The sequence below is a fragment of the Vibrio sp. SCSIO 43155 genome, from assembly GCF_023716605.1.
GTDB lineage: Bacteria > Pseudomonadota > Gammaproteobacteria > Enterobacterales > Vibrionaceae > Vibrio > Vibrio harveyi.
This window is the reverse complement of sequence record NZ_CP071852.1, coordinates 2,325,391-2,351,025: the sequence shown is the minus strand read 5'-3', so window position 1 is coordinate 2,351,025 and position 25,635 is coordinate 2,325,391. Positions and strand designations below refer to the sequence as shown.

The window sequence follows — 25,635 nt, the reverse complement described above, 5'->3', positions numbered from 1 at the left end:
GGGGAATTCGCAGTAGAGATTAAATAAAGATCCCAGCAGGAAGTGTTTCTGGAATTGTCTCTGCGTTATCCGCTTGCTCAATAAAATGGTGCCATTGCTCCATTCTTTCTAACAGTTGCTGAAAAGTGTTCTGCACATAATCTTGAGGTTTGTTTGAGAGAGAAATAACCTTGTAGATAGTTAATCTTCGGCTATCAGGCATTAAACCGATACCAAAACCACCACGGAAAGGTTCAAGTGCATGTTCGCCAATCGCGATGGCAATCTTTTCTGGAAGAGGGGTTGGTAACTCCACAGGGCTGGTGAGAGACATGTGTAAGTTAATGGTGGCTTCGTTCTTAAATACGGTTAAGAAAAGTGCGTCATCATGGTTATTCGTATCCGATGATAACTCGCACTGAAATAATCCATTTTCATCAAAATCCGCGCCGTTACCTAAAAAGCTGATACTTTCTTGATAAATATCCATTGTGTTCCTTCTCTATATTTTTCTGATGGTTCTTATTTGAATAAGAAGAATTATAAAGATGAGGGAATCGCAAGATATTAAGTATGGACGTAAGTTTTTATAATTACTTTCATTCGCTTTGTTGGCTGGTTTTGTCTAAGCCATGAATTTCTTTCATGTTCAACGTGAAGTAATACCAATATTCTTCACGCAATGAAGCAAGTATAAAAAACAGACTGCTCTAGTGTCAGGCACTGTACAGCTGTTTTTGGTCCGAATCCTTCAAGGTAGAACGCTGCACAAACTGACGATTGGGATAATCAAAAAACAAAACCATCCCCAAGAACAGAGCGAGTAATCAGTCAGCGTTTATCTAAGGAAATAGGATACCAAGTCACCATGAATAACGATTTCACCTTTGCTATCAAAAGCATTCGTTTTGATGAGAACTACCAACCGTCAGACAGCACCCGTATCACCACTAACTTTGCAAACTTGGCTCGTGGGAGCAGTCGTCAAGACAACCTACGTAATGCACTACGAATGATCGACAACCGCTTTAATGCATTGGCACATTGGGATAACCCGACTGGCGATCGCTATTGTGTGGAATTAGAAATCATCTCGGTTGATATGGATATCCAAGGCAGTGGTGAAGCATTCCCTTCCATCGAAGTGCTTAAAACCAACATTGTTGACCGTAAAACCAACGAACGTATCGAGGGGATTGTGGGCAACAACTTCTCTTCTTATGTGCGTGACTATGACTTTAGTGTTTTACTGTTGGACCACAATAAAGACCAGCCGAAATTCAGTATCCCAGCAGGTTTTGGTGAACTGCATGGCAAGCTGTTTAAAGCCTTTGTGAAATCAGAATCGTACCAACAACATTTCCAGAAGCCGCCAGTGATTTGCTTGAGTGTATCGGACAATAAAGTGTACCGCCGCACGGAAAACCAGCATCCGGTTCTAGGTTTTGAATACCAGCCAAATGAATCATCACTAACCGAGCAGTACTTCAAAAAGATGGGCTTGCAAGTGCGCTACTTTATGCCGCCAAACAGTGTCGCGCCGTTGGCGTTCTACTTCTTCGGTGACCTTTTGAATGACTATTCGAACCTAGAGCTGATCAGTACCATCAGTACCATGGAGACGTTCCAAAAGATTTATCGACCAGAGATTTACAATGCGAACGCGGTAGCAGGGCAGTGTTACCAGCCAAACCTGAAGAACCTCGATCACTCGTTGACCCAAATCGTTTATGACCGCGAAGAGCGCAGCCAGCTTGCAATTGAACAAGGGAAATTTGCTGAGGAGCATTTCATTAAACCTTATCAATCAATCCTTGAGCAATGGTCTGCCGCTTACGCGTAATCAATTTAGAATTTGAAAGGGAATGACGATGAAAACACTATTACCGACTTCAACAGCAGGCAGCTTACCTAAGCCATCTTGGCTTGCAGAGCCTGAAACACTTTGGTCACCATGGAAACTGCAAGGCGAGGAACTCATTGATGGTAAACGCGATGCGCTGCGTGTCTCTTTACAAGAGCAAGAATTAGCAGGCGTCGATATTGTTAGTGACGGAGAGCAAACTCGCCAACACTTTGTGACGACATTTATTGAACACCTTAGTGGCGTAGACTTTGAGAACCGAAAAACTGTGACTATCCGTAACCGCTATGATGCGAGCGTGCCGACGGTTGTAGGTCCAGTAAGTCGAACCAAACCCGTGTTTGTGGAAGATGCGAAGTTCTTGCGCCAGCAAACCAAACAACCGATCAAATGGGCGCTGCCGGGACCAATGACGATGATCGATACGCTTTACGACGCTCACTATGGAAGCCGTGAAAAATTAGCATGGGAGTTTGCCAAGATCCTTAACCAAGAAGCAAAAGAGCTTGAGGCGGCAGGTGTCGACATTATCCAATTTGATGAGCCAGCATTTAACGTCTTTTTTGATGACGTGAATGACTGGGGTATTGCTTGCTTAGAGCGCGCTATCGAAGGACTAAAATGCGAAACGGCAGTGCATATTTGTTATGGCTACGGCATCAAAGCTAACACGGATTGGAAGAAAACTTTAGGCACTGAATGGCGACAGTACGAAGAAGTGTTCCCAAAACTGCAAAAATCAAACATCGATATTATCTCGCTTGAGTGTCACAACTCGCGCGTGCCTATCGAACTACTTGAACTGATCCGTGGCAAGAAAGTGATGGTTGGTGCAATTGATGTGGCAACCAACGAGATTGAAACGCCAGAAGAAGTAGCAAATACATTACGAGAAGCACTTAAGTATGTCGATGCCGATAAACTCTATCCTTGTACTAACTGTGGCATGGCACCTTTACCTCGTGAAGTTTCAACTGCAAAGCTGAATGCACTGAGTTTAGGGGCGCAAATCATCCGTAACGAGATTGCTGATTAATTTTTGTATCGATAGTTAAGGATACAGAGAAAACCAAGACTGAGTGCTTGGTTTTTTCTTTACGCACAATGTTAACGACACCAGAGGTTAATAATTGATTACTTCCTGCTCAGTAGGGAGCTTCTTCCTGTATTCAAAGAACTGGGCGATCAAGTTGCAGACGACCATTAATGTCATCACACCAATCTGTACGTGAGTCAGGGAATCTCCCATGAGCGTGACGCCTAAGATCATCGCCAGAATCGGGTTAAAGGTGCCAAAGAAGCTGAGCTCATTAGTGGTAATTAAAGGGATGGTATAGACATAAGCTCCGTAGGCCACTGAGGTTAACCCGATGACAATCCAACCCATCGCCAGCCATTGTTCTAAGTTCTCTGGCAATAAAGGAACCGTGATGATTCCCCCCGAAAAAACGTCCCAATAGGCGAGAGGCAATAAAATGATGCCGCCAAAGATGAGCTTCCATGTCAGTAACTTCCACCAATGGATTTTCTTCATCACGTGTTTAGCAACAACACTTCCTGCAATCAATGCACTCATGGCACCAACCAAGAGTAATACCGCTGATAGGCTGATGGGTGCGCGGCTGGTTAAGAATAGATAAGCGGAACACGCCAATAGCACCATTGCCGACATCAATTGGATCATGGAGGGTTTGATTTGATGCGCGATCCCCATGATTGCCAAGCTCACAACAGGCAAAGCGATCATGCCTACTCCAACCAAAGTACTAGGCAGTCGCAGTGCTGCAGCGAATAACAAACCAAAAAACAACGCAATATTAAGGAAGCCAATTAAAAGTAGAGCAGGGAGCTCTGATAACTTGGGCATAGTTGGCTTTAAAATCAATAGGATGAAGCCAGCAGGTAGGGCTCGCCATACTGCTAGTGCAAAAGGTGACCAACCCACAAACTCTGATGAAACGACGGCGTAAGTCGTTCCCCAAAGTAAGGGCGCTAAGATTGCCAAGATGATTTTCATGCGTTGCTTCGATCCAGTTTTAAGTAAATTATGTTTAAGTAAACATAATTTACTTAAACATAAAATGAGGTTAAAGTCACCTTAATTGATCTTTTCTCTGATCTGCTGAATCTAAAATCAGATCATGCGGACGTCAGGCAAGAGAAAGGAGTAAAAGCATGAGTGAAATAAGAGGTGATGAAGGTGTTGGATTTGGTAAAAGCAGTGATTAAAACCCTAATAGGCTTTTTCGTAGATGTTTTCGCAATTTCAGTAATGGTACTATTTACGTTCGGTCTTATTCTTGAAGTTCTCTACTTCGATGCAAAGCTTGTTTTTAAAAAGCAGCATCGCCGTGTATGGCACAGTGGTGATAAGCAGCAAGAGTAGAATGGTATAGAGCGTTATTACACGGATTCATTATTTTGAGCATGACGAGCAAGCAAGTTGCAGAACAGTGGCTATCGATAAACCAAGAGTTGGACGGAAATGTTATTGAACTTGTGACATTGTTTGTTCGGTTTGGTACTTCACTTTCTGACACCAGAAGCCACTTTTGCAAGAAGCATGGACTAAACCCGTCGGAGTTTGATGTTTTAGCGACATTATACCGTTCTGGCGAGCCTTATGAGCTGACGGCAAAAGCACTCAAAGAGCAGACATTATTGCCATCTTCAGGCGCACTATCAAACCGATTGGAGCGCTTAGAAGCAAAAGAGCTTGTCGTCCGAAAACATGATTTAGTTGATAAGCGCTCAGTTAAAATATCGTTGTCAAAACAAGGGCTAGCGCTGGTTGCCGCAATGGGCCCCGAGTTTTTTGGTGAAATGGCAACGTTATTTGCAGCACTTCCCAATGAACAGCGACAATCGCTGTTGAGTTTGATGAGCTCACTTCAGGCATAAGCGCGTAACCTTAGTTAAGCATTACGGGATATAAAGCTCGAATGCCGCTCACAGTAAAATGAGCGGCATACTTCGTTTTCCGCCTCAGACAAGGCTTAATTCAATTCCACGTTCTTCACCTCAGGATGCTTCAATAACATCACGCGAATCCAGTGGTGTACTACCCACATCACCATTGCGGTCAGCAGCACTGCTACGAATATCGAACTAAAACGGTACAAGATGGAGAAGAATGCATCTTTCTGTTCAGGCACTAAGGAAGTGGTGAGTGGTACAGATAACGCTGACATTGCCGAGAAGGCGATAGCTGCTTTGACCTGACCTTTCGTTAGCCATAAGCAGAAAGGTCCCATTGCAATAGTAAACGCCAGCCAAAACAACAGACCGTAGCCAAACCAACTGCCCAAGATTAACTGCACCGCCATACCCGCGATACAACCTAGCGCTGTACCGATGATACGGATTTTCGCCATGGCCATTGAGCCTGCCAGTGTCATTGGCGTTAGGATGATGAGGATCGAAGCCTGCGCCGAAAGCGAGTCGTACAAATCACCTATTTGGAACACCAAAAATGCCGCCATTGCTACCACCCAACCCATAGCAACTTGGCTGATGTAGTCGATATCGCTTTTTACTGGCGTGGTCATTTCTATTTGCAAGATCTTCGACTCTGGCTCTGGGAATAACCAATAAGCGAGAGCACAAACGAAGATGTTACTGAAAGAGATCACCCAAAGATTGACGTTGAACTCTTCAATATCCATGAAATCGTAGCTAGCAAAGTTCAGAACAATCGAGCCAACCAATAACCCCATGTAGCCAAATAAATACGTCTTTGGGTTCATCATTGCAACGCACTTAAACAACATCATAATGCCCACCGCAGCAAACATTAGTAAGGGATGAAACTGAAGGTATTCAAGAATAAAGGTCGCTTGTACTGTGGTCCAAATTGCGGAGAAGAAGACCATCAAAACTAAGGGTAAGCTGAAGTGGTCCATGCGTCCAAGAACGAACAATGGCAGCATGATGGCAAAAAAGCCGTAAGACCAACCAAAGATCATGCTCAATGCCAATCCCATTGAGCAGCCAAACCAAATACGTAGTGTCTTCATCACTGCCACCTAATAGATAAAGTGGAACCAGCTTGCGAGGTGGATCTGTGCTTGTGCCATCAGTTCCCAGAATGGACTGTTGTCTGGGTAAAGCACAATGGTGGCACGTGAACCGACGAATAACGATGAAGGAAGCGCCTCTTGGCTGGTCAAATTAACGCGAGTGCGCTGCGCATCACGTACCCAACGATTGTTTACTTCTACTTTGGTCAGTGCACCGTTCGGCGTTTGTTGTGCCGCAGCAACACCATAATCACGGCTGGATAAATCGAAATCGTATACTGAGCCTGGATTGGCATCGAACGCCACCATTGCGTGATAGTTTTTATCAACTCCTGCGACGGATTTTTCTCGAAAATCTGCTGCAACCCACATAGAACCAGTTGGGACAAATGTCAGCATTGGCATATTGGTGTTTGCCATGGTACCCACTTCTAACTGTAGGTTCGTTACAACGCCGTCGCTTGGTGCCATGACTGCCGTATTGGCAAGATCGAGCTGGGCTTTTTCAATGCCATTCTGGGCAATACGTACCGCAGTGCTTTGCCCTTTTTTATCCCCCAGTTGCGCTTCAATCACTTTCAGGTTTTGTTGTTCGGCTTTAAGTGCCGCGCGAGAGACTTGGTTTTGCGCATAAGCGTTGTCTAGCGTGGATTGTGAAATCACCTTTTGTTTAGACAGCTTTTGTAATCGTGTGTACTCACGATGAGCGTTGTTATAAGTCGCTTCGGCGCGCGCAATGTTTGCTTGCGCAGCTTCACGTTGAGAGTAAAGGGTCGCTTCTTTTTCATATGCCGATTGTAGAGACAGTTTGGCTTGCTCTAGAGCAATCTTGTATTTTCTATCGTCAATCTTGAATAGGACATCACCTTGGTGAACTGACTGGTTATTTTCAATCAGTACGTCGGTCACTTTTCCTGAGACTTCAGGTGCAACTTGCACCACATAACCCTGCACTCGACCTTCGGTGGTGATAGGTGCGTGGCGGTCGGCAATAATAATGTAGAAAAATAGTACAATGAACAGGACAATAAGTGTTCGCATCCAGTGTTTGAATTTATGATCCGCTGTCATAACTGATACCTGAATTTATGGGGCTAACAAGCAAATAAGACAAAGGATTATAGAGAAGTTGGTCACAGTTCAGTAGAATGGCAATAAGTGCATGAGCGACCTAAAAGTAGGACAATGAACGTAAGCTTTGATGATCTTCACTTGTTTAGCCAAACCGTGGTGCACGGTGGCATTAGCGCGGCAGCGCAGGCAAATCAATTGCAGCGCTCAAAAGTAAGCCGTCGCTTGCAGGAGTTAGAGAAAGCCTTAGGCTGCCCATTATTGATCCGTACAACACGAACGATAGAGTTAACCGAACATGGTAAGCGTTTGTTTGAATTGGTTGGGCAACCGATAGAACATATTCAGCAAGGCTTGAATGTCATGCATGAATATCAACAAGAGTTGACGGGGAAAGTGCGTGTCGCGATTCCATCCGCCTTGATGAGCTCGGCAGCATTCAACTGGATTATAAACGAGTACACCACGCGTTATCCTGAAATGTCGGTTGAGATTGAAAACCATCAAGAGAGTGTGGATCTCAAGCGCCAAGCGTTCGATCTACAACTCCTACCGAGTGTGGCCAAAGTGTCTGATGACAGTTACGTTCAATTCAGCTTGTTGCCATATCGTAGCCATTTCGTTGCATCTCAATCTTACCTTGACGCGCATCCACAACTGCAAAGTATGGAAGATTTAAAGCATCACCGTTTGCTAACAAATCGCTACAACGCCGATTTGTTAGACCCTGAACTTCATGTCGCTGTGAGATCGGACGATTTAAATTTGCTACGTCTAATGGCAATTGCTGGTAATGGCATCGCCTTTATTCCACAGGTGCATTCAAAGCCAGCGCTGGAGGACGGCAAGCTGGTGGAGGTTTTGCCGGAATTTACCCATCCTAAGCAGCATTTGACACTGATTTATCCTTCTAATTTGTTCTTACCCAATAAGGTAAAGGCATTGATTGATTTGTTTAGAGAAAAGTTCAAATAGCGTGAGCAGACAGTAACTTTGTCACTTTGCTTGACGGCGGAGATACTGATTCTTGATTTAGAATTACTAGGGTCTGTTGACCTTTTGCGGTTAAATTTTGTTCGAGATAAAAGCGTTTTAATCGCGGCGAGAGGTTTGTAGCCTAGTTATTCTAAGCAAAATCCTCTCAACAAAGAGTAAAACGCTTTTAGCCGAACCCTTCGGGCTGCGTTTGTGGCTCCTTTCTACTGCGTTATCGGCTTATCAGGTAGGGCAACTACATTTCAAAGCCTCTGCCTTGTATAAAGAACCCACAAACTGCTGCAAAAATCAGCTCAAAAGGTCAACAGACCCTAGATCTTTAAATCGCCGCCGCGTCTACAAACCAAGTCATTCTCGCTGAACCTAGCATTTCGAGGTTACTTGGGTATACATTGATTATGTTCGAAAGCTTGGAGTAACAAAGAAAGGCGCTTCAAGCCCGCAAAGGAGATAAGAATGCTATCGAAAAATACAACTGGTCTTATTGTTGTCGATGTACAAGGTAAACTCGCAACCTTGATGCACGAAAGTGAAGCCTTGATTGAAAGCACCACCAAATTAGTCAAAGGCGCGAAAGGTCTGAATTTACCGATTGTTTGGCTTGAGCAAAATCCGGAACGTTTGGGACCAACAGTAGAACCGATCCGAGAGGTGTTGGATAAGGCGCACTTGCCGATCGCAAAGTACACTTTTGATGGTGTGAAAGAACCAACATTCAAACTTGCAGTAGAAAACGCCAATGTTGATACGTGGTTAGTTTGTGGTATCGAAGCGCATATTTGTGTATATCAAACGGCGGTATCGCTGCGTCAAATGGGCTTCAAAGTGGAGCTAGTGACCGATTGTGTCTCTTCGCGAACAGCGGCAAACAAAGCACTGGCACTAGCAAAGTTAACCGCAAACGGAGTCGGCCTGACGAGCGTAGAGATGTGCTTGTATGAAATGGTAGAAGATTGCAGAGCGCCAGAGTTCAAATCTATCCTAGCGCTTATTAAGTAACGCTACTTCGTTTATTCAAATTCTCGTTGATACCTTGGCAACATCGATTCGTTGCCAAGTAACCCACCTTGGTGGATATAAATCAACGTCTTATCTTCATTCTCTGCCAACCACGGCTGTAGGCATTGCCACATGTAAGGGTCATACAGTAGATCGAATTCTAGGTTGGTTTGATCGTAGAGCGCATTCCACGTCTCGTAATCGCTTTGATATAAACGACCGAAATGATGTTTATCGCGTACTGAGAGAATAGTGGGGTGATTTTCGGTTTCTAGCGTGTTGAATTGCTCAGTGAGGTAGTGCGCATCACCCACACAAGCACAGGTCACGACCTCGATTCCATGAGGTTTTAAGTGTTTACTTAAGTACAGTGCGGTGGTTCCGGTTCCCGATGGTAACGCCACTACAAACTGTTTTCTGCCTTCAAGGCGTGTCCAATCAAGCAGCTCTCTCGCTAGTTGTTTTACCCCAGCTTCGGCAATCTTCGCTTTACCACCTTCCGGGACGACCAAGGTCGTATCGTCCAAGCCTCGTACTTGCTCGATGTATTCGGTTGGATGCAGTGTTGAACCAAGGTCTTGCATCGCGGTGATGCTCATACCTAAATCAAGCGCACCTCGATAGTTGCCGATAGGGGAGTCTTTAAGCCAAGACGGAATATGTTGAACATAGAACTCGAAGTTCCAGCCTTTGATTTGCGCCAGAGCGGCAAGAGAATACATCGCATTGGATTGAGCTGAGCCGTAGCTGATGAGCGTTTTGGTATCGCTGTTCTGTATTTCCATCAACGCCATAAATTTACGTGCTTTGTTCCCAGAAAAGTGAGAATGCAGCATGTCATCACGCTTAAGAAAAAACGTGTGACCATTAAAGTTATGTTGAGTTATCGGGCTTTCAGTGAGTTTCATGCTACTGCTGACGTGTCCAACCACGCGACCTTGCCGTTAAAAAGGGCGCGTAGTGTAACGCCATTAAACCCAGATAAAAAGTCTGGGTTCAGAGCATCAGATTCGGTTATTCCTGATGCTCTATCATAAGCACAATGGGTTTCTTTAATAAGACGATATTCCATGGCTCGCCTTTCTGCCTCAAGCCACGTAAACTACGCCGCTTATTTCGATTCAATCAGAAGGCTTGGTTTTGCAGACTCTAGAACAATTAAAAACAGGACAATTAGTAGGAATTAAACAACTAAAGTTGGCGGAAGGGCTGACAGAGTTTCCTATGGAAATTTTAGAGCTTGCAGACACGCTTGAAGTATTAGATTTATCTGGCAATGCACTGTCTGAATTACCACAAGAATTAGAAAAGCTTACCAAGCTAAAAATCATTTTTGCTTCGAACAACCTGTTCACGCACTTACCAGAGGTGTTGGGAAAGCTTCCAAGCCTAGAGATGGTTGGGTTTAAAACCAACAAAATTAAAGAGGTAAGTGAAGCGTCACTACCAACTCAGTTACGCTGGCTGATCCTGACAGACAATGAGATTGAAGTTCTTCCAAACAGTCTGGGTGAAAGGTCGCGCCTAAGAAAGCTTGCTCTGGCGGGCAATCGCATCAAACAACTGCCAAACAGCATGGAAAACTTGGTCAACTTGGAATTGATTCGTTTATCTGCGAACCAGTTAGAGTACTTCCCGGATGTATTGATGAAGCTGCCTAAATTGGCGTGGTTGGCTTTCGCAGGTAACCCATTCTGCAAGCATCCATCTTCGCTAGACAGTGTGCCTAAAGTGACCACAAGCAGTTACTCGCTTAACCATGTTCTTGGTCAAGGTGCGAGTGGTGTGATTTCTCACGCGAACTGGACTGACGCTCAATATGACTTCCCGAGTGAAGTGGCGGTGAAAGTGTTCAAGGGCGAGGTCACCAGTGATGGTTTCCCTCATGATGAACTTGAAGCATGCTTACAAGCTGGTCATCATGACAACTTGGTCAAATCTATCGCGCAAGTGGATGACGGTACTGAGCTCGCTCTAGTGATGGAGCTGATACCAAACAGCTACTACAACTTGGGTTTGCCACCAACTCTTGAAACTTGTACTAGAGACACCTTCCCAGAAGGGTTCAAGTTGACGATGACTCAAATTGAACTGATTGTAGAGCAGATGGTAGATGTGTTTAATCATCTGCATGACAACAAGGTGTGTCATGGTGATCTATACGCTCACAACACATTGGTTAACGCGCAAGGGCAGATGATTTTTGGTGACTTTGGCGCGGCGAGCATTTACGGATATTTATCGGGCGAGCAGCAAGCAGCCATCAGAGCAATCGAGGCGAGGGCATTGGCGTGCTTTATCGAAGATTTACTTTCTGTCGGTGACGCGTCTGAGGTGGGCTCTGAGAAGCATCAGCGATTGAGTACGCTAGCGGCATCGCTATACAACGCCTAACTCTACAAAGCTTGGAGTCGAAAGGCATCGACGCACAGGAGTCGTCATCAGACGATAGTGCAAAGTCGGTGCCTTGGCCTGAGGGTGGAATGCACTTGGCTAGGTTTGATGTTCCAATGCAAGATTTATAACGGCTTCGCACCCACCGTCTGGGTGAGTTCCGATGTCAAATTGCCAGCCGTAGCGGTGACACAGGTCATCCACAATCATTAAACCCAACCCATGCCCTTCTGAATGAGGGATACTGGAAAAACCTTCCCCTTCATCAAGAACCCAAATAGTATCTTCGTTCATGCCAATATGGATAGCCCCATATGGCGTTGCCGCAATGCCATTTCGAATCAAGTTACCAAGAATGATGGTCAAGACCGCATTGGTAGCGCGCGTTTTGGGGTTACCGTCTATCTGCACATCAAAACTGAGTGCTTTCTCATCCGCTTGCGCCTGACTTTGCGCAATAATTTGTGTGAGCTCTTCTTCGCTAATGCTTCGTACGGGTGAGTCGTCTGTATTACGTTCATATCGCACTAAGCCGAGTAGGGCGTCAACCATCGTCGACATTTGTTGCGTTGCATCTTGAATACGATGAACCTGTCGCGTTTGAAAATCCGTACTGGCGCTTCTCGCCAATAAACTGCTTGAGCCTTTCATTACCGTCAATGGTGTGCGTAGTTCATGGCTTGCGTAACGCGCAAAAGCTTGCTCCCGCTTGATGACTTGATTGATCTTACGGCGATACTCATTAAGCTCATCCGCTAAGGTTTGAAACTCTTTTGCCGAACTTTCCGGCACACTAAAGGTTTGGGTTGGATCACCTTGGTGTTGGTCAAGTTGCGTTTTTAGGGCGTTAACAGGCTCGATCAAGCGTTGTGATAACCGCAGTAACAAGCTACCAAACAAGAACACCAAGATTGCGACGATAGACAGCACCATAGCAACCACCATGATGAACTCTTCGGTGGTAATTTCGATTTCATCAATCAGGGATACGAGGATTACTGGATGCTCTACACCTTTACTGGTGTAGGTGCTCATATAAATCATTCTTGAACTTGGCTCATCCCCAACTTCATCCAAAAAATGTTTTTTACCTATTAAATACTTCTGAAATGGGGCAGGTACTAAGGCAATGTCGTTGTAGGCGGTGGTCAAGAGGTCTAATTGGATAACGCCTGCATTTGGATGAGATTGAAAGTGTTCGATCGCCTCTTTTTTATCGATCATGATCCGGCGCTCGCCGACGCGATCTTCTGACCATAAAAGAGCACCAGTGATGAGTGCAAAGCAGAAAATACCGATAACGACAGAAACGAAAGAAAAAAACAGAGCGAGTCGCCCTGTCATACTTTGTGTGCTTTGCGTACTGGCAAGTAAGCGGTTGATCATGCACCTGTCTCCAAGCGGAAGCCAACTTTTGGAACCGTAATGAGCACATGTTGTTCGAACGGCTTATCAACTTGGTTTCGCAGTTGGTAGATATGGCTGCGCAGTACGTCGTTGTTCGGCTCGTTCTCTTGCCATAGACGAAATGCAATGTCTTCGCGAGTGACGACATCAGGTGCGTTCTTCACCAACATTTCCAAAATTGTATAAGTGGTCGGATTGAGGGCGAGAAGCTTATCTTGGCGATACGCTTTACGGGTTTTCTGATCGATTGAGACTTCACCATAGGTTAACTTGCAAGACGCGACCGTACCGCGATAACGGCGAATCAAAGCGGTCATGCGTGCTTCCAATATGTCTAGATCGAAAGGTTTTGTCAGATAGTCATCCGCACCGTGGTTGAAACCTTTTAACATGTCGTCTCGACTGTCGAGTGCGGTGAGCATCAATACAGGCGTATTGTTGCCTGCTTCGCGTAATTTATTGCACACAGTCAAGCCATCCATGCGAGGTAGCATTAGATCAAGCAGAATAATATCGAAGGTATTTTCCATCGCTAATTTCAGACCAAGCTCGCCATTGTCAGCGTAATCGAGTTCCATACCCGCACACTCAAAATAGTCGAACAGCATGCCTGCAATTTCTCGATTGTCTTCGACCAAAAGTACGCGTTTCATGTATTTCTCTCCAATTTGGCAGGTTTTGGAAATTAGGGACTTTTCTTAACAGAACATTATGCACTAAGGGCGTGAAAAAGATGTCAACAACATCTCTTTCACATGGCGACTTGTAGACTGCATCCATTCATTGGATTTAGTGGAAGAGTAGCATGTCAACCTTCAACATTCACGCCGCAACCTTTTCAAAGGTGAGCCAACACGCTGAGCCTAAAACAGTCTTGTCTGTTGTGGTGCCATTCTTTAACGAGCAAGAAGTCTTGCCAGAATTCCATCGTCGTCTCACAGCAGTATTGGATGACATACCTGAGCGATGTGAAATCGTGTATGTCGATGACGGTAGCAAAGACGACAGTTTAATGATTGCTCAAAACTTTTCTCAATCTTCTAGCGACGTTCGCTGTCTAGCACTTAGCCGTAACTTTGGTAAGGAATCGGCGATGAGTGCCGGTCTTGAGCATTGTCATGGCGAAGCTGTGATCGTGATTGATGCCGACCTACAAGATCCACCAGAGCTTATTCCAAAGATGCTATCTAAGTGGCGTGAAGGTTACGACGTGGTCAACATGCAGCGCAGCGAACGCCATGGCGAGACATGGTTTAAGCGCTTTTCAGCGGCGTGCTTTTACAAAGTCCTAAACAGTATGGCGAAGCTTGATGTTCCGGAAAATGTTGGAGACTTTCGCTTATTAAGCGCCAACGTTGTCAAACACATCAATGCTCTGCCAGAACGTAATCGCTATATGAAGGGAATTTTTTCTTGGCCTGGATTTAAGCAAGTTACGGTGCCGTTTGAACGTGATGCTCGCTTTTGCGGTGAAACCAAATGGAATTACCTCAAGCTGATCGGACTCGCGATGGACGGTATTACTTCCTTTTCTATCCGTCCTTTACGCCTAGCAACGCTTGCAGGTGCGTTAGTTGCGTTCAGTGCATTTATCTACGGCGCATTCATTGTGATGAAAACGGTCGTATTTGGAGAGCCAGTTTCCGGCTATCCATCCATGATGGTGGTTCAACTCGCACTTGGTGGTGTCCAATTGCTCTCTATCGGATTGCTTGGTGAATACATCGGGCGCATTTTCATCGAAACCAAGCAACGACCTCTTTACCTTATCCAGTCTGTTTTCGAGCGACCAGCAAAACATCAAACCATCCAAGCTATGAAGTTTAAATTTGGAGAATCTGCGTAGTCATGAGTATTAATAAAACCCATCTATGGCTGTTGTTGGCGTTCGCGTTGTTACTTCGCCTTATTTCTTTGGCTACGTATCCACTTATGGACACGACAGAAGCTCGCTATGGCGAAATGGCGCGTTTGATGGTGGAGACCGGTAATTGGCTCACCCCACAATTTGATTACGGCGTGCCATTTTGGGGTAAGCCACCTCTGTTTACTTGGATGAGTGCGTATGGCATTGAGTTATTTGGGCTAAATGAGTTTGCGGTGCGCGCACCTCATTGGTTAGCGGGTGTCGCGACTATTATTTTTGTTGCAGCCATGGCGTATCGTGCTGGTTTTAGTGCGCTTGTCGCATCGTTAGTGTTGGCAACATGTGGCATTTTCTCGATTGCAGCGGGCGCGGTGATGACGGATATGGCACTCACGTTAGCTATGACAATGGCTATGTTTGGCTTTTATTATTGTTGGCTCGGAAAAGACAAACACAGCCAACTTTGGGGCTATCTGGGGTTCTTCGGTCTGGCGTGTGGGTTACTCGCAAAAGGTCCGGTTGCGATTGTTATCATGGGGATTGCTGTCTTTCCTTGGCTGGTTATTCAGCATGGCTTTTTTGGTGCTTTTAAAGCCTTGTGGCAGCGTTTTCCATTGATTTCAGGCTTAGCGTTGATGTTGGCGATCGCACTGCCTTGGTACATCATGGCGGAGATGGCGACGCCGGGGTTCATTGATTATTTCATTGTTGGTGAGCACTTTAAACGCTTTGTCGTAAGTGGATGGGAGGGGGATCTATATGGTTCTGCTCATGACCAACCACGTGGCATGATTTGGCTATTCTGGCTGCAATCGGCTGCGCCATGGTCGCTCGTGTTGCCTGTTCTGGTGTGGAAGCGCCGACACACAATCAAATCAATAGAAACGGATCATCAAGGCTTGTTCAGTTTCTTAATGTGTTGGCTGATCTCGCCAATGGTTTTGTTCACTATGGCAGGGAACATTTTGCCAGCCTACGTGCTACCAGGTGTTCCTGCATTGGGTATCCTGATTGCAATGTTAGTGGATAAATATGACTTTAAGTGGCTTACTGGCACGGCAGCAGTGTTACCTGTGCTGCTCATGATCGCAATGTTGGTCTTAAACATGGGCAAAGCAGACAGCCGAAGTGATCGTATTCTATTTGCAGAGATCACCGACGATGCACCTGTTTTTTACATTGGGAAACGTCCGTTCTCTGGTCAATTTTATAGCCAAGGACAAGCGAAAAAACTGGAAGATGTAACAGAGCTCAATCAACTAAATAAGTTCTACCTCATTGGTAAAGAACGACAAGTTGACAAGTTGATCCATGATAACGCCTTGAGCTGTACTAATGAGTTTACTGCTAAGTCAAAGCGCACGCTCTATACCTGCGTTATATACCCAAATAACCTCGAGATGCTAGGTTCAGCGAGAACGACTTGGTTTGTAGACGCGGCGGCGATTTAAAGGTCTAGTGGGTCGAAATCAAGAATCGACAACAAAGTATACAAGCCAAGGCCCTTATATTTGCAAAGAGCGCCCTTTGGGAGCGTGTCTTTGACTCGCTTTTTTAGTCAAACAAATGGTCGCGTCAAACAACTTGGGAAGAGCTGGCTATTACACAGCGTTGTTTTCCTTGCTCTCGAATCAATGACAACGCTCTGAATTCTGCATCTTGAAGTCACTTGGGTATAGGGTAACGTGATGAGTAGATTATTGACATTTGCTATGGTGGGTGGTGTCGGCTTCATCGTCGATACCCTCATTTTTATGGTTTTATTTCAATGGGCTGGGGTCGAATTAATGATGGCTCGAGGGCTGGCATTTTGCGTTGCTGCGACCACAACATGGTTGGGCAATCGATGTTTGACGTTTTCGGAATCAACAAAGGATAGAGCATTTAACCAATGGCAAAAGTTTATGCTTAGCGCAAGCATCAGCGCATTACCAAACTTTGCCGTTTTCAAAGTCACCACACTCTTATTGGGTACACAAGGGACAACAGTTTACATTGCTTTAGTGATGGGAATTTTGGCGGGTATGGTGAGCAATTACTTGCTGAGTATGCACTGGGTGTTCCAACAATCGAGCGAATAATGGCTTGGTTATCCAGATAATAATTGCAGTGAAAACAAAAAGATGAGGAAAATTAAATGTGATCTAAATCACGAAATGATTAATCGACTCGTAAGCATACCTCTACTTTAATATTTGATTACTTTCATATAAAAGCCATCTTTTTTGTAAGGTTTAAGTTCCGTAAATACAAAGAGTTATACTATCAACTTAATCACTTTATTTATTGTGCAGCTCATTACCTTTAAATATAAAATCCCCTTGCTAGTTAATTCTGTTAATAAAATTGATCTTTCTGTTCTTTTTCTGTTCATATCTTGGCGCCTCCTGTTCACTTCTGTTGTTTAAAATCCACGATATTTCAAAAACTAACGCCAACTTATTTTTAGTTACAGAGGTTTCTATGTTTAACAGTATACGAACGCGAATTGCGGTCAGCGCTGGTGGAGCGATGGCTTTCACTTTGCTTATTGCCATGGGAATGACCACAAACGCATTTACCGATGTAAACAAACAAGTGAACGAGAAGGTCAAAACGCAGTTAACAGATGCGACCAACACCGACTTGCAAAATACCGCAATTCAGCAAGGTTTGAATGTAGCCAACCAACTCGATCCTGTGTTGGCAAACCTTAAACAAGTACGTTCGATTATTGAGTTAAGTGCAGAGACAGATGCGAGCGCAGATCTTATTGTTAAACAGTTTACTGCCGCATTAGAAGCACAAAACAAAGCCGTATTTGCTGGTTATATGGTTTGGCAAGACAAAACATGGTCACAGCAAACGACTTTTAGTCCTGAAATCGGCTTTAACAGCCAAGGCTATCTCGCACCTTTCTTCTCTCCAAACGATAAGAATAGCTTTGACGCTGTCGCAATGGAGAGCTTTAGTAATACGGAGTTAAACAACAACGGTGAGCGTAAAGACGATTGGCACTTAATGCCTTACGAAACAGGCAAAACTTTCGTAATGGAGCCGTACTTTTATCCAGTTCGTGGTAAACAAGAGTTGATCACTACCATCAGTCAGCCAATTAAGCAGGATGGTAAAATCATTGGCTCACTCGGTTTTGATCTCTCGCTACACGAGCTGCAAAGTCAGAGTGAGTTGTTTGCACGAGACCTGTTTGAAGGACAAGGAAAAATCCTTATCACATCATGGAAAGGCATTACATTGGCAAACAGTCGTGATGCAGAAATGGTAGGCAAGAAGGTGTCTTCTGAGCTTGCAGCACAGTGGGCAAACATTCAGTCGATCGCGAAAGAAAAAGGCGCTGGTCTCGTTACTTTTGGTGGCGACGAATATGCGATTACGTCAATTGAAACGAGTGATGCTCCGTGGGTAGTCATGGTGTCAGTTCCCAGCAACTATCTTACAAAAAGCGTCGACACCTACCAACAATGGAGTGATGAGCAGAATACAAAAGCGCTTGAAAAAGGTGTGTGGGCGGGGATCATCGCTGCTCTTTTAGGTATTGCTGCTATGGCGTTTATTGCCAGCTCTTTAGGTAAAGTGCTCAATAACTTAGTCGAGCGCTTTAAAGATGCGGCACAAGGCGAAGGCGATCTGACCTACCGCATTGAAGTGAAAGGCAAAGATGAAACAGCGCAGCTTGCCCACTGGTTCAATACTTTCTTATCCCGTATGCAAGAAATGTTGTTGACGGTAATGAGCACGGCAGATCAGGTAGATAAGAACGCAACAGAAGGTCAAACGCGAGCAGCGGCATCTCGTGATCAACTCAACGCGCAGGTGAATGAAGTGAATTCACTGGCAACTGCAATCAATGAGATGAGTGCAACCGCGCAAGAAGTTGCAAACTCTGCGGTTCAAGCGGCGGCCGCAGCAAGCCAAGTGCAAAGCAACAGCCTAAATGGCATGACACGCATGGACAATGCGGCGAGTGCGGTCGATAACTTAGCGATGCAAGTCAACGATGCACAGCAGCAAACGCAAAACTTGGTCGATTCTAGTACCGCGATTCAGGGTATTTTGAGTGAGATTGGTGGTATTGCTGAACAAACCAACCTGTTGGCACTGAATGCAGCGATTGAGGCGGCACGTGCAGGTGAAGCGGGTCGAGGTTTTGCAGTAGTAGCGGATGAAGTTCGAAATCTAGCAAATCGTACTCAAGGTTCAACAGAAGAAATCCGCGCTATGTTGGCTCGCTTAGAACAAGAGACACAATCTATTGTCGTGTTGATGGAGCAAAGTCAGAAACAAGCCATTGATACCAAGGGCGAGACTCAAGCAGCGCATTTGGCTCTGTCTGAAATCAACCAAGCGATTGAAGTCATCAATGACATGAACAATCAGATTGCTTCTGCAGCAGAAGAGCAAAGTTCCGTGTCAGAAGAGATCAACCGCAATGTTGTGATCATCAACGATACGGCGGTAGAGGTGATGGACACCATGACATCATCGGTTGAAATCAGTAACGAGTTGACGGTCAAAGCTGGCGATCTTCACGGAGAACTCAGTAAATTCAAGCTTTCCTAGTTTGTTTTTACTACCCTATAGTTTTATCGAACCGAGCGCATCGAGCGCTCGGTTTTTTTATGTCCTAAATAACCTGTCCAATTTTTTCTTCTGTATCTGCGTCTTTTTAAATTCAGATTCGTCTTATAGGTATGGAATGGAAAGAAGTCGATTGTACGCCCACATATCTCAAGGTGACTTAGATATACAAATTGGGTATGCGAGATGAAATTTTATTCATCTTGTGTCGTGGTTTGAGCGTTTTGATTGAAGTTGATTTTATAAATCAACTTGCATGTAGAATGAGAATTTACCGTATGTGGTTTTTACTGAATTTTAGAACTTGTTCTAGATCATTAAAGTATTCAAAAATGCAATCTTTGATTTTAAATATTTAAACTTTGACAAGGTTTAAGAAATTAAACCAAATTCATATGTTTTTGGTGATCTTGTTCAACTATTGTGCGTGATTTTGATCATTTATTCGATTTTTGCTGGTGTTTTGAGCGTGAGTTTGCGGTTTACAGAAGTTTACTCTGTATTGCTGAACCTACCCGAAAGGAGTAGTTTTTAGTCATTGAGTTCAAAAATGTAAACCGAAATGATGAGCGTAAAGCAAGTTAGATTCACCGACGAAGACAGAGCATGTTTAAGCAACTATTTTCGCTTGGCAGATACAATCGCCGACTTGATCGGACCGTATTGCGAAGTCGTTATTCATTCATTTGAAAGCTTAGAAAATTCAGTCGTGAAGATTGTGAATGGTCATCATACTGGGCGTGAAATTGGCTCGCCAATCACTGATTTGGGCTTACGTATGTGGAGCACCTTCGAGAAAACGGGCGAGGTCTCTCCGAAGAGTTATTTCACCAATGCCGCCGATGGTTCGCTACTGAAATCGACCACGTGCATTTTGGCTGGTCCAGAGCAAAAGCCGATTGGCATGCTATGTATCAACATGAATTTATCTTTCCCATTCCCTGAGATCGTCAAGACGCTGATGCCACAGTGTCACGTATCACAAACCTTGGTCAGTGAGACCTTCAGTAACAACGCCAATGATGTCATCAAGCAAGCGTTAAGTGCTGCCACGCAAGAGGTTGACCAAGATGAGACGGTTTCAGCTAAAGGTCGTAACAAAGCCATTATTCGTTGTTTGTTTGATAACGGTGTATTTGAGCTAAAAGAAACGACGACACAAGTATCAGAGCAACTTGGGATTAGCCGTCAGGCGGTTTACAAGTTTATCCGAGAATTTAAATCAGAATAAAATTAATCACTTAGGAGTTGTATCGTGAAAAAAATTATTGCCACTGAACAAGCACCAGCAGCTATCGGTCCTTACTCTCAAGGCACAGCTTACGGCGACATGGTTTACACATCAGGTCAGTTGCCACTGGTTCCAGAAACCATGCAATTTGTTGAAGGCGGCATCAAAGAACAAGCTCGTCAGTCACTAGAAAACTTAAAAGCAGTTCTAGAAGCAAGCGGTGCGGGTCTAGACACAGTATTGAAGACGACATGCTTCCTATCAGACATGGAAAACTTCGCCGCCTTTAACGAAGTGTACACAGAGGTATTTGGTACAGAAAACGCACCCGCTCGCTCTTGCGTTGAAGCAGCAAGACTACCAAAAGACGCATTGGTTGAAGTTGAAGCCATTGCATACAAAAAGTAACCGATTTTCGGACATAAATGGGTATCAATAGGAGATTCTCATGAGCGTTTCATTTATTGGATTGAGCATCTTGTTCTTTGGGTTCTACGCATTACTTGCGAACTTCAAAAAACAAAAGAAAAGCTTTAACTTCCGCGTACTGAGTGCGCTTGCTGCTGGCCTGTTATTCGGCGGTGCAATTCAGCTCGTATTCGGCGTAGGCAACGTTGCAACGGCAGGTTTTGCTGAACTGATTTCTGTGTTCGGTAAAGGCTACATCAAGCTTCTACAAATGATCGTAATCCCACTAGTATTTGTGGCGATGATCTCTTCGATCATGAACGTAGAAGGCGGCGGTGCACTATCGCGTATCGCACCAAAAATCATCGGTATTCTACTTTTCACTTGTGCTATTTCTGCTGCAGTGGGCATCGCAAGTATTTACCTGTTCGGTATCGATGCAAACGCACTAGTGAGCACTATCGGCACTAACAGCGCTATTGAAGCGCGTGGCGACTCTCTGATTGCAACGCAAGATGCGATGGCGAGCAGCGGCCTGTCAGGTATGGCTCTGTCTATCATCCCAACGAACATCTTTGACATGCTAACGGGCTCTCAACGTACTTCGACGCTATCGACCGTCCTGTTCGGTATGTTCCTTGGCTACTGTATCCTGCAAGTGAAAAACCGTAAGCCAGAGAAAGTGCAAAACTTTGTTGATTTCATCAACTCAGCAAAAGAAGTAGTGCTTTCAATGGTACGTGAAATTCTGAAGCTGACGCCTTACGGTGTATTTGCTCTGATGACTACGTTCATGATGACAAACGATTTGTTCGCACTAGCAGAAATGGGTCGATTCCTACTAGCAAGCTACGTGGCAATCGGTGTAATGTTCGCTATCCACTTCGTGATGGTGTCTTTGTTCGGTCTGTCTCCTGCGAAGTTCATGAAGAAAATCTGGCCAGTGCTCGTATTTGGCTTCGGTTCTCGCTCAAGCATGGCGGCAATCCCACTAAACGTTGAAACTCAAACTCAACGTCTAGGTGTGGACGAAGAAACAGCAAACATGTCAGCAACATTCGGTACCAGTATCGGTCAGAACGGTTGTGCGGGTATCTACCCAGCAATGCTAGCTATCATGGCGGCTCAAGTAATGGGCATGCCAGTTGACCTAGGCTTCATCCTACAACTGATTGCTGTAATCGCGATTGCTTCATTCGGTATCGCAGGTGTTGGTGGCGGTGCAACGTTCGCAGCAGTAGCAGTACTGACTATCATGGGTCTAGACATTACGGTTGTGGCGATTCTGGTTTCTATCGAAGCGCTTATCGATATGGCTCGTACCGCGCTTAATATCTCTGGCTCAATGTTGTCAGGCGTGCTAACCGCGAAGAAGAATGGCTCACTAAACACTGAGCAATACAACGCAGATGTGGCTGCAACAGTGTCAAAAGAAGCAGCAGTGTAATTTCTAAACTTAATAAAGAGCACCCAACGCGGGTGCTCTCCGTTTTTCCTGAGTTCAGGTTATTTAGGTAATAAATATGAAAGTTGTTGTCGTAGGCGGTAGCGCTGCAGGTATGAGTTTCGCAGCGAAATACAAACGTAATCAGCCATCAGATGAAGTGATTGTGCTGGATAAGCGCGATTACATCTCGTTTGGTGCGTGTGGTTTACCTTATTTTGCTGGTGGCATGTTTGATGACACTGAGCGCATGATTTCTCGTACGCCAGAACAAGCGATTAAATCTGGTTTAGACGTGCGCATTGAAACTGAAATGGTGGCACTAGACCGCACAGAAAAGCAGATTAAAGTTCGTCACCAAGGTGAAGAAAGCACCATCGATTACGATATGTTAGTGATTGCCACTGGCGCGCGTCCAATCGTGCCATCGTTTGGCGAGTTCAACCCAGAGCACGTATACACGCTAACCAGCATGGAAGATGGTTTGGCAGTAAAAGAAGCGCTTAAGGACAGCAACAAACAACGCATTTGTGTGATTGGCGGTGGTTTTATCGGTCTTGAAGTGTTCGATGCTGCACACCTACTAGGTAAGCACGTCACCATCATTGAGCGTGAACAACACGTGATGAGTCGTCAGTTCAGCCCTGAAATGATTGAAGTGGTAGAAGGCGCGATTCGCGAATCTGGTGCTGAGCTAAAAACCGGTTGTAGCGTATCAGCCATTCGCGACGCAGAGCAGGGCGGTTACATCGTAGAAACCAACAATGGCAATGTAGAAGCAGACGTTGTGATCATGTCACTTGGTTTTAAACCAAACACAGAAGCGTTCGAGTTACCAAAAGCAGCGAACGGTGCATTGTTAGTGGATGAGTTTGGCGCAACAGAAGATGCACACATTTACGCTGCTGGCGACTGTGCAGTGGTTCACCACATGGCGCTGGGCAAATCAGTGTATGTTCCACTGGCAACCACAGCGAATAAGCAAGCGCGCATGATGGCTGACAAACTAGCTGGCAAAGACACTTACATGAGTGGTTTCTTGGGCTCGTCTTGCTTGAAAGTGCTGGATTACGAACTGGCATGCACAGGTGCATCGGAACTTCTAGCTAAAGAACATGGTTTGGAAGTGAAGGTTTCAACCATTTCGGATAAGAACCAAACCGACTACTACCCAGGTCAAGAAGACATTAAAGTGAAGCTGGTTTACCACCCAGAAACCAATGTATTGCTTGGCGGTGAAATCGTGGGCAAGAAGGGCGCTGTAGGGCGAATCAATGCACTCGCTGTTGCCATCACTGCGAAGATGACCACACAGCAACTAGGTTACATGGACTTCTGCTACGCACCACCATTCGCACGTACTTGGGATGCACTAAACGTTGCAGGCAACGTAGCGAAATAAGTTAGCTATCCAAGTAAATTTAGCCAAAACAAAAGGGCTCCAGAGTAATCTCTGGAGCCCTTTTTAATGCTGAACTATGAAGTGGGAGTGGCTCGCTGTTCACCTTCCGCTTTTAAGCGTTCGATTTCAGATTCCGTTTGCCACTTACCGTTGTATAGGTATTCACGCTCAGGAAGTGGGGCATTTGACGCCCTTAAATCAAATACCTCATCGGTTTGATATTCTCTACTACAAACTGGAATACTAAACAGTCTTGATTCTGGCTTCGATTCAAACAGTTTTTTGTGGTCATCTACCTCTGTACAATCCAGTTTGTAGACCTTTGACAGTTGCGCGACCATGGATTCTAAATCCGCTTCAGTTTTAAAGAAAACATAACAATCTGATCTATCCTGTGAGCGAAAGATAGTCTTATGAGCAGTATCTCGATATCTGCATATGTCCTGCTTAAAATAGAACTGAATCACTTTCCTTTTCTTGTTGTAGTCCGCAAAAAGCCAATCTTCTCGTTCGCCTACTCTCACTTCTGTTGCTTCATCAGGCTGTCGTTTAAGCATACCAAATGAAACCAATATAAACCCACCAGCTCCGACAAGAACCACAGGTCCAGCAACTCCAACCATCAAGACACAAACTATTGCTCCAATCCAGCCCATGACTTGAGCCGCGGAGTTTACCCAATTCGGTAAATTACGTCGTTTTTTTATAACTAACCCGCGATCGGAGAAGGTGTAATCATACCGATTGTCCAAACCAAATGTCAGATAAGACACTCCAGACATGATTATCGTCAGCCCCGATAAAATGTAAGTTAAGATCATTTCACTACTATCATGTAGGAAATAGGTAAGGAAAAATAATGGACTGACAGCAGCTATAGCAATTGATAGGTATAAGTATCGAAAAGGCTCTTCAATATCGTGCTTATGCCAGACTGTCAGATTCATCCCATTAAGAATTTTTTGCTCCTGCTCTTCTTGGTATGCTGAAAATTCTTCTGGGGTAATATAGAAAGGTAAATAAGCCAAAGGTTACTCCTTGGCTGTTGTTAGTTCAGGTTTTGATTGTTCGATTTCAGATTCAGTTTGCCACTTACCGTTGTATAGGTATTCACGCTCAGGAAGTGGGGCATTTGACGCCCTTAAATCAAATACCTCATCGGTTTGATATTCTTTATAACAAACTGGCGTACCAAACAGTCTAGCCTCTGGCTTAGCTTCAAATAGCTTTTTGTGGTCTGCGACTTCTGTACAGTCAAGCTTATATTCCGTCGCTAGCTGATTGACCATAGACTCTAAGTCAGACACGGTTTTGAAAAATACGTAATAGTGGAATCGGTTGTGTAAGCGTGAAATCTTAGTATGTTCCATATTAATATATTCGCATGTGTCATGCTTAAAAAAGAACTTAATCACTTTTCTTTTCTTATTGTAATCAGCAAAGAGCCAGTCTTCTCGCTCTCCAACTCTCACTTCTGTTGGCTCATCAGGCTTGCGTTTAAGCATACCAAATGAAACCAATATAAAGCCACCGGCTCCGACAAGAACCATCGGTCCAGCAACTCCAACCATCAAGACACAAACTATTGCTCCAATCCAGCCCATGACTTGAGCCGCGGAGTTTACCCAATTCGGTAAATTACGTCGTTTTTTTATAACTAACCCGCGATCGGAGAAGGTGTAATCATAACGATTGTCCAAACCAAATGTCAGATAAGATACACCAGACATGATTATCGTCAGACCCGATAAAATGTAAGTTAAGATCATTTCACTACTATCATGTAGGAAATAGGTAAGGAAAAATAATGGACTGACAGCAGCTATAGCAATTGATAGGTATAAGTATCGAAAAGGCTCTTCAATATCGTGCTTATGCCAGACTGTCAGATTCATCCCATTAAGAATTTTTTGCTCCTGCTCTTCTTGGTATGCTGAAAATTCTTCTGGGGTAATATAGAAAGGTAAATAAGCCAA

The 25,635-nt window shown here is 44.6% G+C and carries 24 protein-coding genes; 15 read left to right on the top strand and 9 right to left on the bottom strand.

What is annotated here, in order from left to right; translation table 11 throughout:
• Window positions 1-19: 19 nt before the first annotated feature.
• On the bottom strand, window positions 20-469 hold the full coding sequence (ati1, locus tag J4N44_RS11275) for an Ati1 family type III secretion system chaperone (RefSeq protein WP_005444944.1): 450 nt from the start codon (window positions 467-469) through the stop codon (window positions 20-22).
• 378 nt (window positions 470-847) lie between these two features.
• Here ati1 and J4N44_RS11270 point away from each other — a divergent pair, with 378 nt between their 5' ends.
• Window positions 848-1,822 carry a DUF1852 domain-containing protein gene (locus tag J4N44_RS11270; RefSeq protein ID WP_005444946.1) on the top strand — a complete coding sequence of 325 codons (975 nt, stop codon included), beginning with the start codon at window positions 848-850 and terminating at the stop codon, window positions 1,820-1,822.
• 28 nt (window positions 1,823-1,850) lie between these two features.
• Entirely contained in the window at window positions 1,851-2,879 is a 1,029-nt protein-coding gene (locus tag J4N44_RS11265; RefSeq protein WP_005444948.1) for a methionine synthase, read from the top strand.
• Window positions 2,880-2,966: 87 nt separating this feature from the next.
• Here J4N44_RS11265 and J4N44_RS11260 read toward each other — a convergent pair whose 3' ends face one another.
• On the bottom strand, window positions 2,967-3,860 hold the full coding sequence (locus J4N44_RS11260) for a DMT family transporter (RefSeq protein ID WP_045489511.1): 894 nt from the start codon (window positions 3,858-3,860) through the stop codon (window positions 2,967-2,969).
• 177 nt (window positions 3,861-4,037) lie between these two features.
• On the opposite strand from J4N44_RS11260, the gene J4N44_RS11255 reads away from it, so the two are divergent.
• Both J4N44_RS11255 and J4N44_RS11250 read left to right on the top strand, forming a co-directional pair.
• The gene (locus tag J4N44_RS11255) at window positions 4,038-4,229 is read left to right on the top strand and encodes a hypothetical protein (RefSeq protein ID WP_005444950.1); all 192 of its coding nucleotides are present in this window, start codon (window positions 4,038-4,040) and stop codon (window positions 4,227-4,229) included.
• A 41-nt stretch (window positions 4,230-4,270) separates the two neighbouring features.
• A complete protein-coding gene (locus tag J4N44_RS11250; protein WP_029790916.1) occupies window positions 4,271-4,744 on the top strand; it encodes a MarR family winged helix-turn-helix transcriptional regulator in 474 nt (157 codons plus the stop codon).
• A gap of 95 nt (window positions 4,745-4,839) precedes the next feature.
• Here J4N44_RS11250 and J4N44_RS11245 read toward each other — a convergent pair whose 3' ends face one another.
• Together J4N44_RS11245 and J4N44_RS11240 are read right to left on the bottom strand one after the other, a co-directional pair.
• Window positions 4,840-5,859 (bottom strand): DUF2955 domain-containing protein, encoded by a 1,020-nt coding sequence (locus J4N44_RS11245; protein WP_038898640.1) that lies wholly within the window; start codon window positions 5,857-5,859, stop codon window positions 4,840-4,842.
• Window positions 5,860-5,868: 9 nt separating this feature from the next.
• Entirely contained in the window at window positions 5,869-6,933 is a 1,065-nt protein-coding gene (locus J4N44_RS11240) for an HlyD family secretion protein (protein WP_005444962.1), read from the bottom strand.
• A gap of 114 nt (window positions 6,934-7,047) precedes the next feature.
• Between J4N44_RS11240 and J4N44_RS11235 the strand changes: the two genes are divergently transcribed.
• Entirely contained in the window at window positions 7,048-7,908 is an 861-nt protein-coding gene (locus J4N44_RS11235) for a LysR family transcriptional regulator (protein WP_074050663.1), read from the top strand.
• A gap of 477 nt (window positions 7,909-8,385) precedes the next feature.
• Window positions 8,386-8,928 (top strand): isochorismatase family protein, encoded by a 543-nt coding sequence (locus tag J4N44_RS11230; RefSeq protein WP_252044468.1) that lies wholly within the window; start codon window positions 8,386-8,388, stop codon window positions 8,926-8,928.
• Between the two features lie 11 nt (window positions 8,929-8,939).
• On the opposite strand, the gene J4N44_RS11225 is transcribed toward J4N44_RS11230, so the two are convergent.
• Window positions 8,940-9,836: a 1-aminocyclopropane-1-carboxylate deaminase/D-cysteine desulfhydrase gene (locus J4N44_RS11225; protein ID WP_074050662.1), complete on the bottom strand. Its 897-nt coding sequence runs from the start codon at window positions 9,834-9,836 to the stop codon at window positions 8,940-8,942.
• Between the two features lie 232 nt (window positions 9,837-10,068).
• Between J4N44_RS11225 and J4N44_RS11220 the strand changes: the two genes are divergently transcribed.
• Window positions 10,069-11,322 (top strand): leucine-rich repeat-containing protein kinase family protein, encoded by a 1,254-nt coding sequence (locus tag J4N44_RS11220; protein WP_172458557.1) that lies wholly within the window; start codon window positions 10,069-10,071, stop codon window positions 11,320-11,322.
• Window positions 11,323-11,421: 99 nt separating this feature from the next.
• Here J4N44_RS11220 and J4N44_RS11215 read toward each other — a convergent pair whose 3' ends face one another.
• Complete coding sequence (locus J4N44_RS11215) at window positions 11,422-12,708, bottom strand: sensor histidine kinase (RefSeq protein ID WP_252044467.1); 1,287 nt, start codon at window positions 12,706-12,708, stop codon at window positions 11,422-11,424.
• Window positions 12,705-13,382 (bottom strand): response regulator transcription factor, encoded by a 678-nt coding sequence (locus J4N44_RS11210; protein WP_017817883.1) that lies wholly within the window; start codon window positions 13,380-13,382, stop codon window positions 12,705-12,707. The genes J4N44_RS11215 and J4N44_RS11210 overlap by 4 nt, the downstream gene beginning before the upstream one ends.
• 152 nt (window positions 13,383-13,534) lie before the next feature.
• Between J4N44_RS11210 and J4N44_RS11205 the strand changes: the two genes are divergently transcribed.
• From J4N44_RS11205 to J4N44_RS11170, 8 genes are all read left to right on the top strand, one after another.
• Complete coding sequence (locus J4N44_RS11205; RefSeq protein WP_005444975.1) at window positions 13,535-14,575, top strand: glycosyltransferase family 2 protein; 1,041 nt, start codon at window positions 13,535-13,537, stop codon at window positions 14,573-14,575.
• Window positions 14,576-14,577: 2 nt separating this feature from the next.
• The gene (locus J4N44_RS11200; RefSeq protein ID WP_252044466.1) at window positions 14,578-16,047 is read left to right on the top strand and encodes an ArnT family glycosyltransferase; all 1,470 of its coding nucleotides are present in this window, start codon (window positions 14,578-14,580) and stop codon (window positions 16,045-16,047) included.
• A gap of 237 nt (window positions 16,048-16,284) precedes the next feature.
• On the top strand, window positions 16,285-16,677 hold the full coding sequence (locus J4N44_RS11195) for a GtrA family protein (protein WP_252044465.1): 393 nt from the start codon (window positions 16,285-16,287) through the stop codon (window positions 16,675-16,677).
• A gap of 382 nt (window positions 16,678-17,059) precedes the next feature.
• Window positions 17,060-19,156, top strand: coding sequence for a methyl-accepting chemotaxis protein (locus J4N44_RS11190; protein ID WP_005444986.1), 2,097 nt, complete (start codon window positions 17,060-17,062; stop codon window positions 19,154-19,156).
• 580 nt (window positions 19,157-19,736) lie between these two features.
• Complete coding sequence (locus J4N44_RS11185; protein ID WP_005444988.1) at window positions 19,737-20,405, top strand: helix-turn-helix transcriptional regulator; 669 nt, start codon at window positions 19,737-19,739, stop codon at window positions 20,403-20,405.
• Window positions 20,406-20,429: 24 nt separating this feature from the next.
• Window positions 20,430-20,813, top strand: a complete 384-nt coding sequence (locus J4N44_RS11180) for a RidA family protein (protein ID WP_005444990.1) — start codon at window positions 20,430-20,432, stop codon at window positions 20,811-20,813.
• A 40-nt stretch (window positions 20,814-20,853) separates the two neighbouring features.
• Window positions 20,854-22,260 carry a cation:dicarboxylate symporter family transporter gene (locus J4N44_RS11175; RefSeq protein WP_005444993.1) on the top strand — a complete coding sequence of 469 codons (1,407 nt, stop codon included), beginning with the start codon at window positions 20,854-20,856 and terminating at the stop codon, window positions 22,258-22,260.
• A gap of 76 nt (window positions 22,261-22,336) precedes the next feature.
• Window positions 22,337-23,659: a CoA-disulfide reductase gene (locus tag J4N44_RS11170; protein ID WP_252044464.1), complete on the top strand. Its 1,323-nt coding sequence runs from the start codon at window positions 22,337-22,339 to the stop codon at window positions 23,657-23,659.
• A 74-nt stretch (window positions 23,660-23,733) separates the two neighbouring features.
• Here J4N44_RS11170 and J4N44_RS11165 read toward each other — a convergent pair whose 3' ends face one another.
• Window positions 23,734-24,687: an immunity protein TsiV2 protein gene (locus J4N44_RS11165; RefSeq protein ID WP_252044462.1), complete on the bottom strand. Its 954-nt coding sequence runs from the start codon at window positions 24,685-24,687 to the stop codon at window positions 23,734-23,736.
• Window positions 24,688-24,690: 3 nt separating this feature from the next.
• Window positions 24,691-25,635: an immunity protein TsiV2 protein gene (locus J4N44_RS11160; RefSeq protein ID WP_187992832.1), complete on the bottom strand. Its 945-nt coding sequence runs from the start codon at window positions 25,633-25,635 to the stop codon at window positions 24,691-24,693.